Below are 19,210 nucleotides of genomic sequence, written 5' to 3' on the forward strand. Positions count from 1 at the left end.
GACGGGCGGGCGTACCCGGCCCTCTGTCCATGTAACCAGGCGAGAGCGGAGAATTCGGTCAGTTCGCCGGGAGCATGGCCCAGACGACCTTGCCGGCGCCGACCGGAGTGCTGCCCCAGCGCTGGGTCAGCTCCCGCACCAGCATCAGCCCGCGGCCACCCTCGGCGCGCGGGTCACGGCTGCTCGCGGCGCGGGCGTCGGCCGGGTTGCCGTCCATCACCGCGACCCGCAGGTACGGCCGGCGCAGCGTCAGCGTCACCTGCATCGGCGTGCCGGCGTGTCGCACCACGTTGCCGACCAGCTCGCTGAGCACCAGCGAGGCCGGGCCGGCCAGCTCCGGCACGTTCCACCTGCCGCACGCCTCGGTGACCAGCTCCCGGGCCCGCCGGCAGGCGCCGGTGACGGGCTCCAGGCGGACCCGCAGCCGGGGCGCCGGGTCGGCGCCGGCCAGCGCCGTCGCCTCGGCGCAGTCGCGGCGTACCGGCACCACGCGGCAGGCGGTGGTCTCGTTCAGCCGGGCCGCCGTCTCGGCCGGGGGAGCGGCGAGCACCATCGGCACCGCCGGCCAGTCCGCGGCCCGCCGCGCGGCGGCGGCGAAGACCGACAGCGCCAGCGGCTCGCCGACCTCGATCTCCTCCAGGTCGACCACGAGGGCGTCCGGCTGCGCGGCGAGGCAGCGGTCGAGCACCTCGTGCACCGCGCGCATCGTGCCCAGGTCGAGCGCTCCGGCCAGCCGTACGACAGTGACCGGCGACTCGTCGCGGACCTCGCACCTGATCCGGGTCACCATCGCCGCCTCGTTTCCTTCTCGTCGGGGAGGGCCGCCCTCGTCGGGGAGGGCCGCTCGGCCGGGGCGGTCGCCGCCTCCCGCAGCCGGAGGACTACGGACGTACCCGGGCACCGGACCGGCGAAACCGGCCATCCGGGCCGGCGGTGGGCAGGTCAGTGACGGTCCCCACGACGGGCCGCGAACAGCCCCAGCGCCAGCATGGCGGCGCCCAGCAGCAGGTGCAGCCACGAGTCGGCGCGGTTGACCGCGAGCGCGTTCGCCGCGTCGCGCCGGTCGACGGCCAGGCCGTAGAGCCACAGCGCCAGGTAGACCGCCCCGGCGCCGACCAGGAACGCGCGGGCCCCGGCCACGGTTCGGGCCAGCACCAGCCCGGCCGCACCGAGCGCCAGGTGGACCAGGTTGTGCACGGCCGAGACCTGGAACACCCCGAACAGCCGGGCGCCGGAACCCGGCCCGGCGAAGCGCAGATCCGCGTAGTCGCTGGTGATGCCCGGCACGAAGCCCAGCGCGCCGAGCAGCAGCAGGAGCACGGCGAACGCCGACGCGATCCGGCGTACCGGCGAGCGGCCGTCGGCCGGGTTGCGGCGCGCGCGGGAGTGCGCCATCGAGTTCGTCACGCCGGCCTCCTCGCCACCGCGGGAAGCGCCGGTTTCCCGCGCCCGGCGGGGGCAAACGCCGGCCCGGCCACGCGGGGCGGCCGGGCCGGCGACGTGACCGAGGGGGATCAGGCGGGCTGCAAGGGCTTCGCCACGCCCGCCCGGACCCGGTCGTACAGCTCGACGTACCGCTGCGCCATCCGGGCCGGGGTGAACCGCCGGGCCGCCTCCCGCCGGCACTCCGCCGGATCCAGCCCGGTGGCGGCGAGCACCAGATCGCCCAGCTCCTGCTCGTCGCCGGTGAGCAGGCCGGTACGGCTGTGCTCGATCAGCTCCGGCAGGCAGCCGCGGGCGGTGGCGACCACCGGCGTGCCGAGCGACAGCGACTCGACCACGGCGGTGCCGCCCGGCTCCTCCCAGCGCAGCGGGAACAGCGACGCGCGCGCGGAGGCGACCAGGTCGTCGCGCTCCCGCCCGGCCACCGTGCCGACCCACCGCACCCGGTCGCCGTCGACGTGCGGCGCGACGTGCTCGTAGAAGAAGCGCACGTCCGGGTTCTGCCGCGCCTCGTCGCCGGCCGCGGCCAGATCCTCCGGCCGGTGGTACGGGCCGACCGGCCCGGCCAGCACCAGCCGGAAACCCGCCTCGTGCGCCAGCCGGGCGCCCAGGTCCTGCCCCTTGCCCGGGTTGATCCGGCCGAGGATCACCACGTGGTCGTCCTTCGCCGCCGGCGCCTGCCGGTCCGCGTCCACGGCGAGGGGGGTGGACAGGTGCACGTGCCCCACCGAGTGCGCGCGCAGCGCCTCCGGGGCGCGCGCCAGCTGCGACGCGGAGACGCCGTTGACCCGTACCCGGTCGCCGCCGTCGAGGTTGCCGTACAGCTCGGGGTGCTTGGCGAGGTCCCAGTGCAGGGTGTGCAGCACCGGCGGGGCGTCCGGGCCCATCGCGGCGAGGGTGGCCAGCCCGACCGCCTCCACGTGGTCGTGCACCAGGTCGATGTCGTCGCGGGCGTGCAGCGTGCGCGCCACGCCGGCCAGGTGCGCCTGGGAGACGCCGCAGACCTGGTTGTACGGCCGCTGCAACGCGTGGAACTGGCCGTCCGGGAAGACGGCGATCTTCTCGTCGACCGGCAGCGTGCTGCTCTCCACCGAGGCCAGCACCACCCGTACGCCCAGCTCGCGCAGCTCCGGCACCAGCGTGGCGATCACGTTCTCGATGCCGCCGTAGCCCGGCGGCGGCACGGACAGCCACGGCCCGGCGTTCATCAGCACGGTGAGCGTCATGCGCTGTCCTCTCTCGGGCTCATCCCGCTCACGCGGCGACCCGGCGGCGGGGGAGACGGTGCCGCAACTGCGCCAGCGGCGGGCGTTCCTGCACGGACACGTCGTTCACCACGATCTCGCGGTCCAGGTTGGGCAGCGCCTCCGAGCCGCCCCGGCGGAACTGGGTCAGCAGCGCGGTCGGCGCCATCCCGGGCGCGGCCCACCCGCGTCGTTGCAGCCGGGACCAGGCGGTCAGCATGATCTGGGCGGACATCCGGCCCAGCGCCGCGGTGTCCTGGTGCCGGTGCTTGCGCTCACCCAGGTCGACCTGGGCCAGCGCGTCGAGCCCGACCAGTTCCAGCAGGTCGATCAGCATGGCCGTCTCGACCCCGTAGCCGGTGACGAACGGCACCCGCTCCAGCACCTCCCGGCGGCCGGCGTACTCGCCCGCCAGCGGTTGCACGAACCCGGCCAGCTCCGGCCAGAACAGGTTCAGCAGCGGCCGGGCCATCAGCTCCGTCACCCGCCCGCCGCCGTCGGGCTCCACGCCCGCCGCACCGACCAGCGGCCGGTGGTAGAAGCCCTTCACGAAGTCCACGCTCGGGTCGGTGAGCAGCGGACCGAGCAGCCCGGTCACGAAGTGCGGCCGGAACTCGCGCAGGTCGGCGTCGATGAACGCGACCACGTCGCCCTCGGCCGCGGCCAGGCCGGCCCAGAGCGCGTCGCCCTTGCCGGTCAGCCGGGGCAGCCCGCGGGTCATCGCGTCCTGGCTGACCACCTCGGCGCCGGCCGCGCGCGCGACCCGCGCGGTCCGGTCGGTGGACCGGGAGTCGACCACGATCAGCTCGTCGACCAGCGGTACGCGGTCCATCAGGTGTTCCCGGACCGTCGACACGATGGCGCCGACCGTCGCCTCCTCGTTGCGCGCCGGCAGCACCACGCTGACCCGGCTGTTCCCCTTGGCCCGCACCAGTCGCTGCGCCGGCCAGTCGGCGGCGGTGCTGGTGCGGTACGTGGCCCACGCCTCCACTACTGGTGAGACGGTCGAATCTGACTCCCGCACGGGCACCCCCATCGATGGTGGAATCGCAGACCTGGTTTTCCCAATCCCGCATCCGCGCTAACCGGATCTTGCCCAACAACCTGATCACCTGGCCCGTACCGGGAGGTTCCGGGCGGATGAACGTTACGTTGCGCCCCCGGCGGGCGTTTGGCGCGACGCCGCCGGGGGGAGTGTGATCCCAGTTCTCTACAGTCGTGGCGAGAGGTTGTGGTCGATGCGTGCCTGCCGGGTGGGACTTGTCGGAGCCGGCGGGGTGGCGCAACGCCACGCCCGGGTGCTCACCGGCTTCGAGGACGTGGAACTGCTCGGCGTGACCGACGTCGCGCCGGACGCGGCACGGTCGCTCGCCGCCACGTACGGCGGCCGGGTGTTCCGCGACGTGGACGAGCTGCTCGCGGCCGGCCCGGACGCGGTGTACGTGTGCGTGCCACCGTTCGCGCACGGACCGGCCGAGGAGGCGGTGATCGCCGCCGGGGTGCCCATGTTCGTGGAGAAGCCGGTGGCCCTCGACCTGGACACCGCCGAGCGGATCGCGGCGCTGGCGCAACAGCGGGGACTGCTCACCGGCGTCGGGCACCACTGGCGCTACCTGCACGTGGTCGAGGAGGCCCGGCGGCTGCTCGCCGACCGTCCGGTCCGGATGGTCAACGGCGCCTGGCTCGACAAGGTGCCGCCGGTGGCCTGGTGGGCGCGGCGGGACCGCTCCGGCGGCCCGGTGGTCGAGCAGGCCGCACACGTGCTGGACCTGATCCGGCTGCTGGCCGGCGAGGCGGTGGAGGTGACCGCGTACGGCGACGGCGCCCCGCCGCCGGTCGACGGCGCCGACATCGACTCGGTGACCGCTGCCACGCTGCGCCTCGGCTCCGGCGCGGTCGGCACGCTCGCCGCGTCCTGCGTGCTCGGCTGGAAGCACCGGGCCGGCGTGGAGATCCTCGCCGACGGGCTGGCGCTGTGGCTCTCCGAGGACGGCCTGACCGTGCGCGACGGCGACGGCGAACGGCACCTGGCCGCCGACCCGGACGCCGCGCGGGTCGCCGTCGACCGCGCCTTCGTCGACGCCGTGTGCGGCCTCGGCGACGACGTGCGGGTGCCGTACGCCGAGGCGCTGCGCACCCACCGGCTCGCGCTCGCGGTGGCCGAGTCGGCGCGTACCGGCCGGCCGGTGGCGCTGCCGACCGGCCCGGCGTCCCGGCTCACCGCGGCGGGGGCGAGCGTCGATGCGTGACCGGGTGGTGGTGGTCGCCGGCCCCGGCCTGGTCGAGCTGGCCGAGCTGGACGCGCCGGAGCTGCGCGAGGGCACATTCCGGGTGGAGACGCTCTACAGCGGCGTGTCCGCCGGCACCGAACTGAGCTTCGTCAAGGGCACCAACCCCTACCTGCACGTCACCTGGGACGCCGCGCTCGGGCTGTTCCGGCCCGGCGGGGCGGGCACGCCGTACCCGGTGACCCGGCTCGGCTACATGCAGGTGGGGCGCGTGGTGGAGAGCCGGACCCCGGCCGTCGCGGTGGGCGAGGTCGGCGCCATGACGTACGGGCACCGCAGCGGCTGGGTCGCCGACCCGCTCGCCGAGCGGTTCGTGCCGCTGCCCGACGACCTCGATCCGCTGCTCGGCGTGTACGTGGCGCACATGGGCCCGATCTGCGCCAACGGGCTGCTGCACGCCGCCGCCGACCTGTGCGGCGCGGACGTGCGCACGCTCGGCGACGGCGTACGCGGGCGCCGGGTGGCGGTGGTCGGCGGGGGCGTGGTCGCGCTGCTCACCGCGCTGTTCGCCCGCCGCCACGGCGCCGCCTCGGTGGTGGTGGTCGACCCGACGCCGGCCCGGCGGCAGGTCGCCGAGGCGCTCGGCCTGGACACGCTCGACCCGGACGCGGACGACCCGGCCGTGGTGCTCAAGACCCGGTGGAACCACGCCGCCGGGGACCGGGGCGCCGACGTGGTGTTCCAGTGCCGCGGCCAGGACTGGGCGTTGCAGCTCGCGCTGCGCCTGCTGCGTCCCCAGGGCACGGTGATCGACCTGGCGTTCTACCAGGCCGGCGCGGACGCGGTGCGGCTCGGTGAGGAGTTCCACCACAACGGGCTGTCGCTGCGCTGCGCGCAGATCGGCCGGGTGCCGCGCGGGCTGGCCCCCACCTGGGACCGCGAGCGGCTGTCGGCGGAGACGATCGAGCTGCTGCGCCAGTACGGCGACGTGATCCGCAAGCACCTGGTCTCGGCCGTGGTCCCGCTGGACGAGGCCCCGGCCCTGCTGACCGACCTGGCCGAGCGCCGCCGCGCGGAGCTCCAGGTGGTCCTCACCCCCTGACCCGCTCTCAAGGCGTCGATCATGAGGTTGGCGGCGACAAAACGGACACGAAGTGCCGTCAACCTCATGATCGACGGAAGCGGACCGGAAGGGGTGGGCCCGACGCGCGGCGGGCGGGGGTCACAATCGGCTCCGGTTCGCGTACCGTTGCGGCTCATGGGTGTGTCGCAACGGTTGAAGACCAGGTTCCGTCGATTCCTCCAGCGCCCGGGGACGACAGTCGACCTGGCTCCGCTGGAGAAGCTGCTGCCGGCGATCGAGGCGCGCGAGGCGGATCTGGAGCAGCTGTCCGACGCCGAGCTGACCGAGGCCGCCGGCCAGGCCACGGGGTATGAGGAGATCTGCGCGATCGGCCGCGAGGCGGCCCGGCGCGGGCTCGACCAGCGCCCCTACGACGTGCAGTTGCTCGGCGCGATGGCGCTGCTGTCCGGCAAGGTCGCCGAGATGGCCACCGGTGAGGGCAAGACGCTCACCGCGACCGTCGCCGCGTACGGGCACGTGCGGCTGGGCAACGGTCCGGTGCACGTTCTCACCGTCAACGACTACCTGGCCCGCCGTGACGCCGAGTGGATGACCCCCGTCTACGACCTGCTCGGGCTCACCGTCGGCTGGGTCAACGAGGCGTCCACGCCCGACGAGCGGCGCGCCGCGTACGCCTGCGACGTCACCTACGTCTCGGTCAGCGAGGCCGGCTTCGACTTCCTGCGCGACCAGCTCGTGACCGACCTGGCCGACCGGGTGCAGCCGCCGCTGAAGACCGCGATCGTGGACGAGGCCGACTCGATCCTGATCGACGAGGCCCGGGTGCCGATGGTGCTGGCCGGCGCCGTCGGCGGCGAGCAGGACCCGGTGCACGCCTCCGCCGCGCTGGTGCGCGGGCTGCGCAAGGGCAGGCACTACACGGTCGCCGACGACGGCCGCAGCGTCGCCTTCACCTCGGTCGGCCTGGCCACCGTCGAGGCCAAGCTGGGCGGCATCGACCTGTACGACGAGGAGCACGTCGGGCAGCTCTCCGCGGTGAACGTGGCGCTGCACGCGCACGCCCTGCTGCACCGCGACGTGGACTACATCGTCCGGGACGACTCGGTCGAGCTGATCGACGAGATGCGCGGCCGGGTCGCCCAGCGCCGCCGCTGGCCGGACGGGCTCCAGGCCGCGGTCGAGGCGAAGGAGGGCCTGGACGCCACCGCCGAGGGCGAGGTGCTGGGCACGGTCACCGTGCAGGCGTACATCGCGCTCTACCCGACGGTCTGCGGCATGACCGCGACCGCTGTGCTCGTCGGCGACCAGCTCCGCGAGTTCTTCGGCCTCGAGGTCGCGGTGATCCCGCCGAACACCCCCTGCGTCCGCGAGGACGAGCCGGACCGGATCTACGCCACCCGCGCCGAGAAGGAGGAGGCGCTGGTCGACGAGATCACGCGCTGCCACGAGGCGGGGCGGCCGGTGCTGGTCGGCACGCTCGACGTCAAGGAGTCCGAAGGGCTGGCCGCCGCGCTCAACGCCGCCGGCGTGTCCTGCGTGGTGCTGAACGCCAAGAACGACGACGAGGAGGCCGGCATCATCGCCGAGGCCGGCGCGTACGGCGCGGTGACGGTCTCCACCCAGATGGCCGGCCGGGGCGTGGACATCCGGCTGGGCGGCAGCGACCAGGCCGACCGGGACCGGGTGGCGGAGCTGGGGGGCCTGTACGTGATCGGCAGCGGCCGGCACGACAGCCGCCGGGTCGACGACCAGCTCCGCGGCCGGGCCGGGCGGCAGGGCGACCCGGGCGGGTCGGTGTTCTTCGTCAGCCTGGAGGACGACCTGGTGGTCCGGCACGCCGGCGACACGGTGCCGCCCTCGCCCCGGATGAACGCCGACGGCCTGGTCACCGACCCGCAGGTCGACTACGCGGTCGAGCACGCACAGCGGGTCGCCGAGGGCGTCAACCACGAGATCCATCGCAACACGTGGCGCTACAGCCAGGTGATCGAGCAGCAGCGCAAGGCGCTCGCCGAGCGCCGCGAGCGGCTGCTGACCAGCGACATCGCCGCGCTGATGCTGCTGGAGCGGGTGCCGGAGAAGGCCGGCGAGATGGACGAGGATCTGCTCGCCGACGTGGCCCGCAAGATCGCCCTCTACCACCTGGACCGGCTCTGGGCCGACCACCTGGCCGAGTTGTCCGAGGTGCGCGAGGGCGTGCACCTGCGGGCGCTGGGCCGGCTCGACCCGCTCGACGAGTTCCACCGCAGCGCGGTGCCGGCGTTCAACGCGCTGGTGCCCGAGATCGAGACGCGGACCGTGGCCACGTTCGAGGAGACCGAGTTCGACGAGGGCTGGGAGCCGGACTCGTCGAAGCTGGTGCGGCCGAGCGCCACCTGGACGTACCTGGTGCACGACAACCCGTTCGGCTCGGAGCTGGACCGGCTGATCGCCTCGGTGGGGCGGCGGCTCATCTCCGGGTCGCGCTGACAGACCGGGAAACGCCCCTTCCCGGTGCGACCGGGAAGGGGCGTTTTTGCGCGGTTTCGCACGCGGTCTGCGAGGGTAGTAGGCCGGGGCCCGGCCATAGGAGGGACGGACATGGGACAGGCAACGATGCCGAACGGGGAAACCGCGTGGACGGTGGGTGCCGCGTCCCGATGAACCTCGACACGCGCCAGCCCATGATCGACAACCTCAACGTGCTGGAGACGGCCGCGCTGCTGCGTGAGCTGACCGCCGGCCTGATCGGCGTGGCCGGGTTCGACGAGGCGCTCGACCGCCTGGTCCGGATCGCCCGCGACGCCGTGCCCGGCGTGGACTGCTGCGGCTTCACGGTGCTGCGCGCCGGCGAGCCGGCCGGGGTGGCCGCCTCCGACCCGGACCGCGCCGAGCTGGACGACCTGCGACACGGTCCGGACATGCCGGCAATGGCAGCGATCCGCCGCCGCGAGATGATCGTCTCGTTCGGGTCGCCCGACGAGACGCGCTGGCCGGCCTGGAGCGAGCGGGCCCGGGCGCTCGGGGTGCGCGGGGTGATCTCCGCCCCGGTCGACGTGGACGAGCAGGTCATCGGCGCGATCAACCTGTACGCCGAGTCGCCCGACGCGCTCACCCCCCGGCATCAGCTGACCGCCATGCTGATCGCCGAGCACGCCGGTCTGCTGCTGGCCGCCGCGCGTGACCGTGAGCGGGCCGCCGGACAGGCCGGACAGGCCGACGACGCGCTGCTGGCCGAGGGGGTGGTCGGGCAGGCCGTCGGTGTGATCATGACGCAGCGCGGCTGTCCCGCGCCGGAGGCCCTGCGGGTGCTGCGCAGTGCTGCCTCCGCGCTCGACATCCCGCTGCGCGAGGTGGCCGAGCGGCTCGTGCTGACCGTCTCCCGGCCCCGGGACAACTGAGCGACAGTCGTTTCGCCTCGCGGCGCCTCGGGTAGCACTCTGGACTGGTGAGCTGCGCCGACCTGGGGAGGAAGCGATGCAGAGCCGGCTGCGGGTGCAGGGGCACTCGATCCAACCGATGCTTGTCACGTTCCCGTTCGGCCTGTTCGTCTGCGCCGCCGTCTTCGACCTGGCCGACGTGGCGGGCGGTCCGGCGTTCCTCGGTGAGGTGGGCTACTGGACCGCGGTGGCCGCGCTCGTCGCCGCCGGGCTCACCACGGTGGCCGGCCTGATCGACCTGTGGGACGTGCGCGCCGGACGGACCAGCCGGACCGTGCTGGCGTTCCACCTCGTCAACGCCGTGATGGCGGCGCTGTTCCTGCTCTCCTGCCTGATCCGGGCCAGCGCGCCGCAGCGGGGAGCGACGGGTGTCCTGCTGGCCGCCGAACTCGTCGCGCTCGTCGTCGGCGCGGTCGGCGTGGCCCTGGGCGCGCGGCTGATGCAGCAGTTCGACCGGGCCCGGGCGGCCGAGCCGACCGGCTTCGAGACGTACGGCGACGTGCCCGCCGGGGCCACCGTCGAGATCGCCCGTCCGCGTCCGTTCTGACCCCGGTTCACATCCACAGCCGAGGCCGCTGTTTCCTCATCCAGGGCCACCGGGACTGACCACGGGCCGGTGGGCGGCGGCGTGGTGCGCGGCCAGCACGTCGGCGCCGAAGTCACCGGCCGGGCGGCGCAGCACCGTGTGCGCGTGGTTGCCGTCGTCGGTGGTGTTGTCGTACTCGATCAGCAGGTCCTCGCCCTGCACCCGGTAGTAGTGCCGCCGGCCCGGCTGGACCGGGCCGGCCCAGGCGAAGTGCAGCTCGCCGCCGTCGAGCCGGGCGGCCTCCCGAGCCGCCAGCTCCGGCGGCAGCCGGTCCAGGTAGAGGGCTACCAGCCGGTCGAGCAGCGCCCGGCCGGTCGGCCCCAGCCGCCCCCGGGGTACGCCGAGCGGGTCGAGCCGGTCCGGTGCAGTGGCCCGGGTGGCGCTGATGATGTCGGCGGGCGCCTCCGCGGCGATGATCGCGGCGGCCCGGCCGTCCGGGCCGAGCGCGTCGAGCAGCTCGCGGGCCAGGTCCTCCTCCGGGCCCAGCGGCCGGGTGACCGGGCGGCCGGCGTGCCGGACGGTGGCCGGGTTGGCGCCGAGGAAGACCGGTGCGGGGGAGACCCGGTCGCCGGCGACGGTCATGCTCACGGACAGGTGGTGTCCCTCGAACCGCCAGCCCCAGCGGTCGTCGCGGGCCGGGTCGCCGAAGATCGCCACCTGGTAGTCGCCACTGTGGCGGCCGCGCCGCCAGTCCTCCGCCCGGTCCAGCACCTCCTCCAGCGCCATCACGGTCATCGCCTGCGCGTACGCGGCCGGGCTGAGCGCGGTGGCGAGCAGCCGGTGCGCGGTCTTGCGGGCGGTGACGTCCAGGCCGGCGAGCGTGACGCCGGGCCGGGGTCGCGGCCGGTACTCCAGCCAGCGGCGGGCCGGCTCGTCGTCGAGGGCGTGCCGGGCGGCGTCGCGGGCCGGCTCGTCCAGCGCCGCCAGGAACGCCGCGGCGGCCGTGCGCATCTGCTCGGGTACGGGATCCTCCACAGTCCCTGTATACCGCTCGCCGGTCACGTGCGGCCGAGTAGCGCCAGCATGTCGGGCAGCTCGAAGAACCGCGCGGTCTCGACAGCGGACGGGCCGCCGTGGTCGGGGTCGGCGCCGGCGTCGAGCAGCGCGCGGACGGTCGCCTCCTGGCGCCGGAACACGGCCGCGGCGAGCGCGGTCTGTCCCCGGTCGTTGACCCGGGCCGGGTCGGCGCCCCGGGCCAGCAGCGCGGCCACCGTCTCCGGGTGGGCGTGGTACGCGGCGAGGATCAGCAGCGTGTCGCCCTTGGCGTTGGTGAGGTTGACCGGCAGCCCGGCGTCCACGTTGGCGGCCAGCTCCTCGGTGGCGCCGGCCCGGGCCAGGTCGAACATCCGGTGGGCGAAGGCGATGGTCTCGTCGTCGAGTTCGTCGGGCATCCGTCCAGGCTATGACGTGGCGACCGGACGCGCCTGGTAGCTTGCCCAGCCGGGCACGGGAGGCGCGGGCGTGGACGATCGGGTGTACGTGGGCAACGCGGCGGTGGACGGCGCGACCGACGCGGGCTGGCTGCTGGGCCACTTCAAGCCGGCCGGGGACGTGCGGCACAGCACCGACGTGGAGGTGAAGTGGGGCGTGCACCCGGCGGGGGAGACCCGGTCCCGGTGGGCGACGGGTGAGCGGCGTACCGCCCTGCTGGTGCTGATCAGCGGCGCGTTCCGGATCGAGTTGCCGGACCGGACGGTGGTGCTGCGCGCGCCCGGCGACTACGTGGTGTGGGGCCGGGGCGTGGACCACTCCTGGTACGCCGAGCGGGAGTCCACGGTGCTCACCGTCCGCTGGCCGTCGGTGCCGGGTTACAAGGTGGAGCCGCCGGTGCGGCGGTGAGCGCGCCCCTCGTCCCAGCATTCGGTGTTACCTACTAAACCGATAGGCTTTACCGTCTAAGCTGGGGGAGCACATCCGCTCCGCACCGTGAGGACGTCCCGCCGATGACCAGCACCGTTCCCGCCGACCTGCTCGCCGTCGCCGCCCGCTGGGCCGACCCGGACGGCTGGCCGGTGCCGCTGCGCTTCGAGGCGTCCGAGCGGTGGTACGCCCGGCTGGACGCCGGCGACGAGCACGAGGTGTGGGCGCTGAGCTGGCTGCCCGGACAGGGCACCGACCTGCACGACCACGGCGGCTCGGCCGGCGCGTTCCTGGTCGTGGCCGGCGTGCTCACCGAGGAGACCGTGAGCGGCGGGCGGCTGCGCCCGCACCGGCTCGCCGCCGGAGCCGGCCGGCGCTTCGGCGTACGGCACGTGCACCAGGTCACCAACCGCGGCGACGCGCCCGCCGTCAGCGTGCACGTGTACGGGCCGGCGCTGACCCGGATGACGCGGTACCACCTCGTCGACGGCCGGCTCCGGATCGCCGAGGTGGCCCGGGCCGGCGTGGCCTGGTGAGCCCTCGCAACCCCGACGAACGGAAGGACGCCACGATGGCGCAGACCTCCACCCGCACCGAGCGCTGTCCGGTCCCACCGCCCGGCTCGCGGGGCATCGACGAGATCCTCGCCGCCGCCCGGGCCCGCCTGCGCCGCCTCGACCCGGAGCAGGCCCACCTGGCGTGCCGGGGCGGCGCGCTGCTGGTGGACATCCGCCCGGCCGCCCAGCGCGCCGCGCAGGGCACCGTGCCCGGCTCGCTCGTCGTCGAACGCAACGTGCTGGAGTGGCGCTTCGACCCGCGCTGCGCGGCCCGGCTGCCGCAGGCGACCGACTACGACGTTCCGGTGATCGTCCTCTGCCAGGAGGGCTACACCTCGTCGCTGGCCGCCGCCGCGCTCCAGGACATCGGCCTGCACCGGGCCACCGACGTCGCCGGCGGCTTCGCCGCCTGGCAGATCGCCGGCCTGCCCACCCTCGGCCCCACCCCGCCGACCCGACCCTCGTCCGCCGCGCCCCCGGTCACCGCCGGCGGGGCGCTCCGCTGACCGTCCCGCCGCGTCCGGCGGGGCGGGGCGACCGCCCGCACAGGAGGCTCCCATGTCCGTCGTCGCCCTCACCACCCGTCCGGCCCGGCCGGGCCGCCCCGACCGGGCCGTGCCGCCCCGGCCGCGTACCGCACCGACGCTCACCATCACGCTCGACCTCGGCGCCGGGCCGCTGACGCCGGGCCTCGCGCGCCTGGTCGACCTGCTCGACGAGCTCGCCGCCACCGGCGAGGGACTGGCCGGGCCCGACGGCCCGGCCGGCCGGGCCGTGCTCGACCTGCGCCGTGGCGAGGCGCCGGCGCTCGCGCCCGGCGGCGTGCGCATCCTCACCGGCACCCGGCGGGTCCGGCACGGCGGCGCCGAGGTCATGCTCACCCGCATCGAGTACGACCTGCTGCTGTTCCTCGCCGAACATCCGCGCCGGGTGTTCACCCGCCTGCAACTCCTCGCCAACGTCTGGGGCTACGAACACGCGGTGGCGCGCACTGTGGACGTGCACGTCCGCCGGCTGCGGGCCAAGTTCGGGCCGGACACGCCACTGGTGACCACCGTGTACGGCGTGGGCTACCGCCTCGCCGACGACGCCGCGATCACGGTGGACCGCGACGCCTGACCCCGGCCCGGCCGGCACGCGGCGCACCCGGGATCGGCGGGTGCGCCGCGGTCACGTCGCCGACGTGCCGCCATCGTGACACCCGGGGAGACCCCACTACCAGAGGCGATTCGGCGCTCTGCTGTAATCAACGGGCTTCGCACACAGAGCGAGCACACGGCTCCGATGCGTTCGTCAAATGTCACATTCATGCAACGCAGCCGCCCCTTGACCCTCGCGGAGACGCCGGGAAGCATCGATGCAGCGGCGTCCCGGGCCGTGGGGAGATACCCGGACCAGCCCAAGGAGGACCATGTCGGTCAGCCCCGCCTCGTCGCGCGCCGGATGGCATACGTCCCAACCCGCGGTCCCCGGTCGGCCCCCAGGCGGGCAGCGTCGTCCCGCGAACACCACGGCGCCGATGCTCACCGTCACCCTCACCATCCCGCTGGCGTGCGAGGAGTCGCTCACCCCGGCCGCCCGCCGGCTGCTCGACGCCGCCCGCGAGATGCTCGAACGCGGCGACGCGGTGGTCAGTGCGGGCACCGTCCCGGCCGAGCGCCGGCCCGACGCCGTCCCGGCCGGTCGCGCCCCGTCGCGCCCGCTCGCCCCGACCATCCCGGCCCTGCACATCCTCGCGTCGTCCCGGTCGGTGCTGCGTGACGGCGAGCCGCTGCCGCTGACCCGCCTGGAGTTCGACCTGCTGCTGCACCTGGTCGCCCACCCGCGCCGTGTGTTCACCCGGCTGCAACTGCTGAACGCGGTCTGGGGGTACGAGCACGCCGGCGTCCGCACCGTCGACGTGCACGTGCGCCGGCTGCGCGGCAAGGTCGGCGTGGACGTCCCGCTGGTCACCACCGTCTACGGCGTCGGCTACCGGCTCGCCGACGACGCCCGCGTCACCATCGACCGCACGGGCTGACACCGGGGACACCACCCGCCGAGCCCCGCCGGACGGAGCCCCGACCGCCCGGAGCAGATCACGTGGTGACCCGCCCGCCCGCGCGGCACGATTGTCCGATGCGCGTGCGCCCGATCAGCCCCGACCGGCTCGTCACGGAGCTGGCCGAGCGTCTCGCCCGCACCGGGACGCCCGGCCGGCTGCGGGTCGCCGTGGACGGCCCACCCGCCGCCGGGCCGGACGCGCTCGCCGAAGCGCTCGTCAACCCGCTGCGCGCCGCCGGCCGGCCGGTGCTGCACGTCCGCGCCGACGACTTCCTGCGCCCCGCCTCGGTGCGCCTGGAGCACGGCCGCACCAACCCGGACGCGTACTACGAGGGCTGGCTCGACGAGCCCGGACTGCGCCGCGAGGTGCTCGACCCGGCCGGCCCGGACGGCTCCGGGCGGCTGCTGCCGTCGCTGTGGGACGCCGCCGCCGACCGGGCCAGCCGCGCCGCGTACGTGGATCTGCCGCCCGGCGGGGTGGTCCTGGTCAGCGGCGCGCTGCTGCTCGGCGGCGCGCTGCCGTTCGACCTCACCGTCCACCTCGTGCTCTCCCCGGCGGCGCTGGCGCGGCGCACCGACCCTGCGCTGCGCTGGACGCTGCCCGCGTTCGCCCGCTACGCCGGCGAGGTCGCCCCGGCGTCCTTCGCCGACGTGGTGGTCCGGGCCGACGACCCGCGCCGTCCGGCGCTGGTCGAGGCCGCCTGACCAGCGGTTACCAACTCACGGGAAACACTCAGGAAACAGCCGGTTTGGCCCGCTGAGGGCGTGGGTAATCGCCCGGCTCACAGAGCACGGGTGATCTCGTCGCCCGCGCATCCACAGTCGGACCGGGTCTGGGGCGCTGGCCGCCCCGGTCCGGCGTAGGAAAGGCAGGCAGCGATGCTCGTCCACGACACGACAGCCACCGGCCGCTCCCAGGCGGAGGTCGACCAGATCCGGCAGTCCCTGCGGTCGCGGTACGACGAGCTGACCGCCGAGTACGAGCGGACCCTGGCGCAGAGCCAGGTGCTGCGGCTGGTGGAGGTCGGTGACACCGCCGGCGACGACCAGGCCGACAGCGGCACCAAGACCGCCGAGCGGGACACCGCGCAGTCGCTGCTGCGCACCATCCTGGACCGGCGGGCCCAGTTCGAGCACGCGCTGACCCGCCTGGACGAGGGCACCTACGGCAACTGTGAGGGCTGCACCGACCCGATCCCGGTGGAGCGGCTGGAGATCTTCCCCGCCGCCACCTCCTGCGTGACCTGCAAGCAGACCCGGGAGCGGCGGGCGGCCTGAACGCCGTTCCGGTTGCCGGTCGGTCCTCCAGCACGGTGAACCCCTGCCATGGGTGAGATCAAGGTGGGCACCGCCTCGTGGACCGACCGGACGCTGCTCGACTCCGGCTGGTATCCGGCGAGCGCCGACACGCCGGAGAAGCGGCTGTCCTACTACGCCCGGCAGTTCCCGCTGGTCGAGGTGGACGCCACCTACTACTCGCCGCCGGCCGAGCGGACCGCCCGGCTGTGGGCCGAGCGCACGCCGCCCGGGTTCACGTTCAACGTCAAGGCGTTCAGCCTGCTGACCGGCCACCCCACCCGCGTCTCCGCGCTCTACAAGGACCTGCGCCCGGAGACGGACAAGCGCAACGTCTACCCCGACGACCTGCCCGCGCAGGCGTACGAGGAGGTCTGGACCCGGTTCCTGTCCGCCCTCGACCCGCTCGTCGACGCGGGCAAGCTGGGCGCGCTGCTGTTCCAGTTCCCGCCCTGGTTCACCATCAAGCGGGACAACAAGCAGTACCTGCTGGAGGTGGCCCGGCGGTGCGCGCCGCTGCGCCCGGTCTTCGAGTTCCGGCACGCCTCCTGGTTCGACGGTGACAACGCCGAGGGGACGCTCGGCTTCCTGCGTGAGCACGCGCTGCCGTTCGTCTGCGTGGACATGCCGCAGGGACACAAGTCGTCCGTCCCCCCGGTGCTGGCGGCCACCGCCGACCTCGCGGTGGTCCGCTTCCACGGCCACAGCGACAAGTGGACCAGCAAGGACATCCACGAGAAGTTCGGCTACGACTACTCGAAGCGGGAACTGCGCGACTGGGCGCCGAAGCTGCGGGAGCTGTCCGGCGAGGCCGAGCAGACGCACGTGCTGATGAACAACTGCTTCCAGGACTACGCGCAGCGCAACGCCACCACGCTCGCCGGCCTGCTGGACGCCTGAGCGTCTCACCCGGTCCGGGTGAGGCCCACTCACCCGCCCCCGTCGCAGCATGGACAGTGGCGCCGCCCAGGCGCCGCGACGAGGAGGTGGGTCATGACGGTACGGGTGGTGGCGGACCGGCGCCGCGGTGGCGTACTGCACGTGATCGGTGGCTCCGAGGCGCCACGGCGGGGCGAACGGCCCGGCCGGTTCAGTCCGACCCGGCTGTGGCGGGGCCCCAGCGGCCCGCCGCGCCGCGCCGAGGACCGACGCTGGGAAACCGAGGCACGGGGGTGAGCCCGATGGCCGAGCAGCTGTTGTCCGCGTTCGAGTCCTCGCTGGACAAGACGAACGTGATCCTCAAGGAGATCGAGTCCGCGTACGGCTGGCCGAAGGAACGGCGCAACCAGTCCTACGCCGCGTTGCGCACCGTGCTGCACCTGCTGCGCGACCGGCTGCCGGTGCGGGAGAGCGTCGAGTTCGCCCAGCAGTTGCCGGTGCTGGTGCGCGGCGTCTACTTCGACGGCTGGCAGCCGGAGAACGTGCCGATCAAGCTCAACCGCGACGACTTCCTGTACGAGGTGCGCCAGGGCTTCCCGTACGACGTCGAAGGCGGCGCACAGCGGGTGGCGCAGGTCGTGCTGGACACGTTGCGCCGACACGTCACCCAGGGGGAGTGGCAGGACGTGAAGGCCACCCTGCCGCAGGACCTGCGTCAGATGATTCCCTGACCCTGCACCGGACCGGCCCGTCCCGCCCCCTCGGCGGGGCGGGTCTCCGGCGTGCGCGAGACCGGCAGCCCGGCCCGCCGGGCCAGCCCGGCGAACGCGACCGCGTCGACGATCGCCGCGCCCCCCGGGTCGTTGTTGAAGTAGACGTACGCCGGCTCGCCGTCGCCGAACGCCTCGGCCAGCCGGCGCACCCAGCCGGCCAGCGCGGCCCGCCCGTAGCGCGGCCACGGCCGGGCCCGTCCCTCGTGCAGCCGCAGGTAGCCGAAGTCGGTGGTGCGCCACAGCGGGGTGACCGGGCGGCTGAGCCGGTCGGCCCAGACCAGCGCCGCCCGGTGGCGCTCCAGCACCCGCCGGGTCTCATCGGTCCACCAGGACGGATGGCGCGGCTCGACCGCGACCCGCACGTCGGCGGGGAAGCGGCGCAGCACCTGGGCCAGCGCGTCCGGGTCGGCGCGCAACGTCGGCGGCAGCTGCACCAGCACCGGCCCGAGCCGGTCGCCCAGCCCGGACGCCCGGTCCAGGAACCGGTCCACCGGCTCGGCCGGGTCACGCAGCCGCTTGATGTGCGTCAGGTAGCGGCTCATCTTGACCGCCACGCAGAAGTCGCCGGGAGTACGCTCCCGCCACGCGACGAACGTGTCCCGCTCGGGCAGCCGGTAGAACGCGTTGTTCACCTCGACCGTGGCGAACTGCCCGGCGAAGTGCTCCAGCCAGCGCCGCTGCGGCAGACCGGCGGGGTAGAACCGCTCCCGCCAGTCCCGGTACTGCCAGCCGGACGTGCCGATCAGGAACATGGCCGCGCCCTACTGAAGGTTGATCCGGAACACCTCGAACGCGGCGCCGAACCGCGCGCCGAGCCGGCTGCCGGCCGGCCGGGCCATGCCCTCCAGGAACTCCTCGGCGTCGAAGCCGCCGTCACCGAGCCCGCTCAGGTACGCCCCGTGCGCCCGCAGCGAGGCGACGCCCTTGTCGAACGTGTCCGTCACGTCCACCCCGTGCCGGGCCACCGGCGACCCGGCCGCCCACACCTCGCGTACCCGCGGCCACGGCTGGACGCCGCCGGTCAGCTGCTCCGGGAAGATCCACCGGTTGCCGGCGTCGCGGACCGCGTCCAGCGTAGCCCTGCCGCAGGCGATGTGGTCGGCCTGGTTCAGCGCGTACGCCCCGTCCCAGGTCTCCCGGAAGTTGTTCGTCAGCACCACGTCCGGCCGGTGCCGGCGCACCACCTCGGCGATCGCCCGGCGCAGCGGCACACCGTACTCCAGCAGCCCGTCGGGCAGGCCGAGGAACTCCACGGCGGACACCCCGACCACCGCGGCGGAGGCGCGTTGCTCCTCCTCCCGCACCACCCGGGCGCGCTCCGGCGGCATCCCGTCGATGCCCGCCTCGCCGCTGGTGAGCAGGCAGTACACGACCTCCTTGCCCTGCCCGGTCCAGCGCGCCACCGCGGCGGCGGCGCCGAACTCCAGGTCGTCGGGGTGGGCCACGACTGCCAGCGCCCGCTGCCAGTCCTCGGTCAGCGGGGTGAGCGGCTCCGGCTGCGTCACGTGCGTCTCCTCGCGTGAGTCCTCCCGCCATCCTGACATCCGGCCCTCCCTGCCGCTTGCCCCGTGAACCGTCCGTACGACGGCCTCCGGGCGTCTACGGTGTGGTTAGAGAAGATCGGGCGTGGGGTACCACCCGCTGCACACGGACCCCGGCACGACGCGGGGCGGCACACCGAGGGAGCACCCATGGCATTGAACGACGACGACATCCAGAGCAGCGGTGGCAGCGGCCTGGAGGGCCCGGCCGACGGCGGTGCGACCCCGGGTCAGCACGACGGTGGCGCGGACGGCGG

Annotated in this window: 22 protein-coding genes; 14 read left to right on the top strand and 8 right to left on the bottom strand. The window is 74.5% G+C overall.

The window, feature by feature from the left end; all coding sequences use genetic code 11:
- Positions 1-58: 58 nt before the first annotated feature.
- The 4 genes from ACFYO8_RS24855 to ACFYO8_RS24870 all read right to left on the bottom strand — a co-directional run bounded on the left by ACFYO8_RS24855 (position 59) and on the right by ACFYO8_RS24870 (position 3,723).
- On the bottom strand, positions 59-790 hold the full coding sequence (locus ACFYO8_RS24855) for an ATP-binding protein (protein ID WP_355096735.1): 732 nt from the start codon (positions 788-790) through the stop codon (positions 59-61).
- A gap of 152 nt (positions 791-942) precedes the next feature.
- Positions 943-1,395: a DUF4383 domain-containing protein gene (locus ACFYO8_RS24860; RefSeq protein WP_354872119.1), complete on the bottom strand. Its 453-nt coding sequence runs from the start codon at positions 1,393-1,395 to the stop codon at positions 943-945.
- A gap of 119 nt (positions 1,396-1,514) precedes the next feature.
- Positions 1,515-2,669, bottom strand: a complete 1,155-nt coding sequence (locus ACFYO8_RS24865) for a glycosyltransferase (protein ID WP_354871839.1) — start codon at positions 2,667-2,669, stop codon at positions 1,515-1,517.
- A gap of 28 nt (positions 2,670-2,697) precedes the next feature.
- Positions 2,698-3,723, bottom strand: coding sequence for a glucosyl-3-phosphoglycerate synthase (locus tag ACFYO8_RS24870; protein WP_387257603.1), 1,026 nt, complete (start codon positions 3,721-3,723; stop codon positions 2,698-2,700).
- Positions 3,724-3,925: 202 nt separating this feature from the next.
- On the opposite strand from ACFYO8_RS24870, the gene ACFYO8_RS24875 reads away from it, so the two are divergent.
- The 5 genes from ACFYO8_RS24875 (at position 3,926) to ACFYO8_RS24895 (ending at position 9,965) form a co-directional block, all read left to right on the top strand.
- On the top strand, positions 3,926-4,936 hold the full coding sequence (locus ACFYO8_RS24875; protein WP_354871844.1) for a Gfo/Idh/MocA family oxidoreductase: 1,011 nt from the start codon (positions 3,926-3,928) through the stop codon (positions 4,934-4,936).
- Positions 4,929-6,017, top strand: a complete 1,089-nt coding sequence (locus ACFYO8_RS24880; RefSeq protein ID WP_354871847.1) for a zinc-binding dehydrogenase — start codon at positions 4,929-4,931, stop codon at positions 6,015-6,017. The genes ACFYO8_RS24875 and ACFYO8_RS24880 overlap by 8 nt, the downstream gene beginning before the upstream one ends.
- A gap of 156 nt (positions 6,018-6,173) precedes the next feature.
- Positions 6,174-8,468: an accessory Sec system translocase SecA2 gene (gene secA2 / locus ACFYO8_RS24885; protein ID WP_355095639.1), complete on the top strand. Its 2,295-nt coding sequence runs from the start codon at positions 6,174-6,176 to the stop codon at positions 8,466-8,468.
- A gap of 170 nt (positions 8,469-8,638) precedes the next feature.
- On the top strand, positions 8,639-9,379 hold the full coding sequence (locus ACFYO8_RS24890; RefSeq protein WP_355095637.1) for a GAF and ANTAR domain-containing protein: 741 nt from the start codon (positions 8,639-8,641) through the stop codon (positions 9,377-9,379).
- Between the two features lie 76 nt (positions 9,380-9,455).
- A complete protein-coding gene (locus ACFYO8_RS24895) occupies positions 9,456-9,965 on the top strand; it encodes a DUF2231 domain-containing protein (RefSeq protein ID WP_355095635.1) in 510 nt (169 codons plus the stop codon).
- Between the two features lie 36 nt (positions 9,966-10,001).
- Here ACFYO8_RS24895 and ACFYO8_RS24900 read toward each other — a convergent pair whose 3' ends face one another.
- Entirely contained in the window at positions 10,002-10,979 is a 978-nt protein-coding gene (locus tag ACFYO8_RS24900) for a DUF3500 domain-containing protein (RefSeq protein WP_355047603.1), read from the bottom strand.
- A 23-nt stretch (positions 10,980-11,002) separates the two neighbouring features.
- A complete protein-coding gene (locus ACFYO8_RS24905) occupies positions 11,003-11,395 on the bottom strand; it encodes an ankyrin repeat domain-containing protein (protein WP_355047604.1) in 393 nt (130 codons plus the stop codon).
- 70 nt (positions 11,396-11,465) lie between these two features.
- On the opposite strand from ACFYO8_RS24905, the gene ACFYO8_RS24910 reads away from it, so the two are divergent.
- From ACFYO8_RS24910 to ACFYO8_RS24950, 9 genes are all read left to right on the top strand, one after another.
- Positions 11,466-11,843 carry a signal peptidase I gene (locus ACFYO8_RS24910; RefSeq protein ID WP_120570125.1) on the top strand — a complete coding sequence of 126 codons (378 nt, stop codon included), beginning with the start codon at positions 11,466-11,468 and terminating at the stop codon, positions 11,841-11,843.
- A 104-nt stretch (positions 11,844-11,947) separates the two neighbouring features.
- On the top strand, positions 11,948-12,400 hold the full coding sequence (locus ACFYO8_RS24915) for a cysteine dioxygenase family protein (protein WP_354871864.1): 453 nt from the start codon (positions 11,948-11,950) through the stop codon (positions 12,398-12,400).
- 35 nt (positions 12,401-12,435) lie between these two features.
- Positions 12,436-12,927 carry a rhodanese-like domain-containing protein gene (locus ACFYO8_RS24920; protein WP_354871867.1) on the top strand — a complete coding sequence of 164 codons (492 nt, stop codon included), beginning with the start codon at positions 12,436-12,438 and terminating at the stop codon, positions 12,925-12,927.
- A 52-nt stretch (positions 12,928-12,979) separates the two neighbouring features.
- Positions 12,980-13,540, top strand: coding sequence for a winged helix-turn-helix domain-containing protein (locus ACFYO8_RS24925; RefSeq protein WP_354871869.1), 561 nt, complete (start codon positions 12,980-12,982; stop codon positions 13,538-13,540).
- A gap of 292 nt (positions 13,541-13,832) precedes the next feature.
- Entirely contained in the window at positions 13,833-14,441 is a 609-nt protein-coding gene (locus ACFYO8_RS24930) for a winged helix-turn-helix domain-containing protein (RefSeq protein ID WP_354871871.1), read from the top strand.
- Positions 14,442-14,539: 98 nt separating this feature from the next.
- Complete coding sequence (locus ACFYO8_RS24935; RefSeq protein ID WP_354871874.1) at positions 14,540-15,169, top strand: uridine kinase; 630 nt, start codon at positions 14,540-14,542, stop codon at positions 15,167-15,169.
- A gap of 174 nt (positions 15,170-15,343) precedes the next feature.
- On the top strand, positions 15,344-15,742 hold the full coding sequence (locus ACFYO8_RS24940; protein ID WP_354871877.1) for a TraR/DksA C4-type zinc finger protein: 399 nt from the start codon (positions 15,344-15,346) through the stop codon (positions 15,740-15,742).
- A 48-nt stretch (positions 15,743-15,790) separates the two neighbouring features.
- Entirely contained in the window at positions 15,791-16,660 is an 870-nt protein-coding gene (locus ACFYO8_RS24945; RefSeq protein WP_354871879.1) for a DUF72 domain-containing protein, read from the top strand.
- Between the two features lie 281 nt (positions 16,661-16,941).
- Complete coding sequence (locus ACFYO8_RS24950) at positions 16,942-17,370, top strand: DUF2267 domain-containing protein (RefSeq protein WP_354871882.1); 429 nt, start codon at positions 16,942-16,944, stop codon at positions 17,368-17,370.
- Here the strand turns inward: ACFYO8_RS24950 and ACFYO8_RS24955 are convergent.
- Both ACFYO8_RS24955 and ACFYO8_RS24960 read right to left on the bottom strand, forming a co-directional pair.
- Positions 17,355-18,164, bottom strand: coding sequence for a DUF72 domain-containing protein (locus ACFYO8_RS24955; protein WP_354871884.1), 810 nt, complete (start codon positions 18,162-18,164; stop codon positions 17,355-17,357). The two genes, ACFYO8_RS24950 and ACFYO8_RS24955, sit on opposite strands and share 16 nt — an antisense overlap.
- Before the next feature lie 9 nt (positions 18,165-18,173).
- A complete protein-coding gene (locus ACFYO8_RS24960; RefSeq protein ID WP_387189440.1) occupies positions 18,174-18,917 on the bottom strand; it encodes a PIG-L deacetylase family protein in 744 nt (247 codons plus the stop codon).
- Between the last annotated feature and the right edge of the window lie 293 nt (positions 18,918-19,210).

Origin of the sequence: Micromonospora sp. NPDC005257 (assembly GCF_042872445.1) — a bacterium.
Taxonomy (GTDB): domain Bacteria; phylum Actinomycetota; class Actinomycetes; order Mycobacteriales; family Micromonosporaceae; genus Micromonospora.